The organism is Candidatus Abawacabacteria bacterium, assembly GCA_016207805.1.
GTDB lineage: Bacteria > Patescibacteriota > Gracilibacteria > RBG-16-42-10 > RBG-16-42-10 > JACQZO01.
The window spans coordinates 1-2,190 of sequence record JACQZO010000016.1; the positions used below are offsets into that span (position 1 = coordinate 1).

The 2,190-nt window shown below is 40.9% G+C and carries 1 protein-coding gene; it reads left to right on the top strand.

Annotation, left to right across the window (positions count from 1 at the left end; translation table 11 throughout):
• Positions 1–585: 585 nt before the first annotated feature.
• Entirely contained in the window at positions 586–1,971 is a 1,386-nt protein-coding gene (locus HY817_03865) for a DDE-type integrase/transposase/recombinase (GenBank protein MBI4836370.1), read from the top strand.
• The last annotated feature ends 219 nt before the right edge of the window (positions 1,972–2,190 follow it).

Below are 2,190 nucleotides of genomic sequence, written 5' to 3' on the forward strand. Positions count from 1 at the left end.
AAGAGTTTTGAGATGTGGGTAAGGATAATCGCTGGCGGGGGTAAGGGGGTGGAAAATATTTAGATTCGTTTACACTGACAGTGTCCCAGCAATTCTCATTATGGCAGATTTTGGAGTGCGGTGGCTTGCCACCGCTTTTAAACACACCCAAAACCAACTGCCAGAGGTGCTACCTCCGCCAGAGGTGCTACCTCCTTTCGCACTCCAAAATGAGAAGAGAGTGTTGCAAATAGCTTTTAGTTTTGATGAGGGATTTTGGATATTTCTGTAAGAAAAACTTGCCAAACGGATAAAAAAGGTGTAAACTACCCACTTGACATAAACTAAAAAGAAAGGAGGGGGTAGTTTATGGTGTTACAAGTAGAGACAAATGAGAGACAATTTCGTATATTGATGCAAGAATATGACACAGATTGGATGTTAGACACTTCATCGAACCGCAAGTCAATGATAGTCTTGTTGCGAATATTGAGGAATAAGGGAGGCAAACCGTTATATACTCACCAAGAACTTTCGGTAATAGTGGATAGTAAGAATCGACAGGCTTCCAGTAGCCATGTGGAACATTTTCGTATTTGCGAGGATATGCATGCGTTTTTGACTCGTCAGCGGAAGGTAGATGGAGAGGTAGTAGAATCAGTATTATTAGAGTTAATGAAGAAACCTTTATCGCAAGTGAGTGAATTATGTGAGGTAGTAAAAAGGCGTCTTGGTCGGGAGGATATAAGAGAATGGAATATTCGAACAGCCTTGGACCAAATACCGTATGGTAAATTACTTGGTGTAATACGGGAACAAATATCCAAAGGGAAAGCACATTACCGTGAGGAATATCTGCTTTTGGAGATGATGGAGAGTGTTAGTTCAGAGAGAGGGGTTCAAGCAGGTATAGTGGTTCCTGAAGTAGAAGGGAGAACAATTATAGACCCAACTGCAATACGGAGTTTATTAACCCCAGGAGTTCCACTATCTTCTATCAATAAACCACTCCAACTGGTATCTTTTCTATTGGCATTGTATCATCATGGGGTTTCTTTGTCTGTGTTGGGGAAATGGTGTCATGTAGATAAGAGTACAGTGTTACGGTGGATAGTTGGATTAGGTTTGGAGATTTGGTCAATAGTGTGTGGGTGGATAGGAAATCAGGTAAAGGCAACAATGGTGTATATAGATGAGAAGTGGCTGAAGATAAAAGGGAAATGGTATTATTGGTTTGTAGTATTAGATTCCAGGACAGGGTTACCAATCCTGACATCACTTTTGGATTCACGAGGGGAATGGGCATGTAGGTGGATAGGGTATCAACTGAAGAGATTGGGACAAATACCAAGGGTATTTATTACGGATGGGATGGCCGGATACGAATATCTCAGAGAGGTGTTAGGAGAATGTGTAAAGCACCTGTTATGTCATTTTCATCATCAGGAAGCTACGAGCCGGTGGGTAAAAAAACAATTTGATCGGGGTAAAGGAGAAAAGGATAAAGAACTAATCAAGGAGCGGAAGAAGGAACTCAAGAATGTATTGCAAACTAATGATAAGCGGACAGTAAGGAGGAGATTTGAGAGACTGAAGGAGGAGGCAGAGGAATTAGGTATTCAGGGATGGATAGAGAGGACACAGAAGATATTACCGAAGCTTCTGCCTGCTATTGGGAGTAAGAAATTTCCTAAGACAAACAATGCCATAGAGCGATTTTTTAGGGATTTCAACCAATTTCACAAGAAAAGATGTGGATTTTTTTCTGTAGGAAGTGCCAAGAGAGGACTCTTGTGCTTTTTGGTAATGTACCTGTTTTTGCAGCAACCATCTACAGGGAAGGCTCCACTGGAAATAATTATGCCGCAGGTTAAAGATATGCCCTTTTATCGGTTGGTTAATGACCCTTTGAGTTGTCTTTTGGGACTCCAAAATGTCAAGAAATACAAAAAGATGGCAGGAAATGAGATAACACAGAGCCTTGGACCATAGATATGACTGAAAAGGCTACGCAACGCTCTCACTGACTATACCTTAACGGGTAACAAATTGTGATTTCTTAAAAGTGTGAAATTCATAGGTGTTGGGTGATGGGTGTTGGATGTTAGGTGCTGGATAATGGGTGTTGGGAACCTAACACCTAAAACCTATAACCTAACACCTCAAATTTGTCAAGGTAATTAATCATAATTTATGAGGCAATGGAGTATA

Coding starts and splice junctions, on each gene's coding strand:
- HY817_03865 (MBI4836370.1), top strand. CDS start 586: ATGCATGCGTTTTTGACTCGTCAGCGGAAGGTAGATGGAGAGGTAGTA.